A 372-nucleotide genomic window follows, 5' to 3' on the forward strand; every position below is an offset into this window, starting at 1 on the left:
AGGTCTATCGCCAAGCGGTAAGGCACCGGCTTTTGATGCCGGCATTCCCTGGTTCGAATCCAGGTAGACCTGCCATTATTTAAAGTGGTAAGCCTTTTGATAAAAAGGGGTTGTCACCGAGAGAGAGAATGGTTTATATTGTCTCGCTCGAAAACATGGCTACTTAGCTCAGCTGGTTAGAGCACATCACTCATAATGATGGGGTCACAGGTTCAAATCCCGTAGTAGCCACCATATTTAAACTGTTAGTTTAACCAATCAACTATCAGTTATGTAGATTCAAGATGCGGTCGTGGCGGAATTGGTAGACGCACCAGATTTAGGTTCTGGCGCCGCAAGGTGTGAGAGTTCAAGTCTCTCCGACCGCACCAT

Annotated in this window: 3 tRNA genes; all 3 read left to right on the forward strand. The window is 46.8% G+C overall.

Going from position 1 to position 372, the window contains the following annotated elements:
* The 3 genes from H2O73_RS20355 to H2O73_RS20365 all read left to right on the forward strand — a co-directional run bounded on the left by H2O73_RS20355 (window position 1) and on the right by H2O73_RS20365 (window position 371).
* Window positions 1–75 (forward strand) — tRNA-Gln (locus H2O73_RS20355).
* A gap of 82 nt (window positions 76–157) precedes the next feature.
* Window positions 158–234: transfer RNA gene (locus H2O73_RS20360), tRNA-Met, on the forward strand.
* Between the two features lie 52 nt (window positions 235–286).
* A tRNA-Leu gene (locus tag H2O73_RS20365) sits at window positions 287–371 on the forward strand.
* The last annotated feature ends 1 nt before the right edge of the window (window position 372 follow it).

The sequence above is a fragment of the Vibrio marinisediminis genome (assembly GCF_014050145.1).
GTDB classification, from domain to species: Bacteria; Pseudomonadota; Gammaproteobacteria; order Enterobacterales; family Vibrionaceae; genus Vibrio; species Vibrio marinisediminis.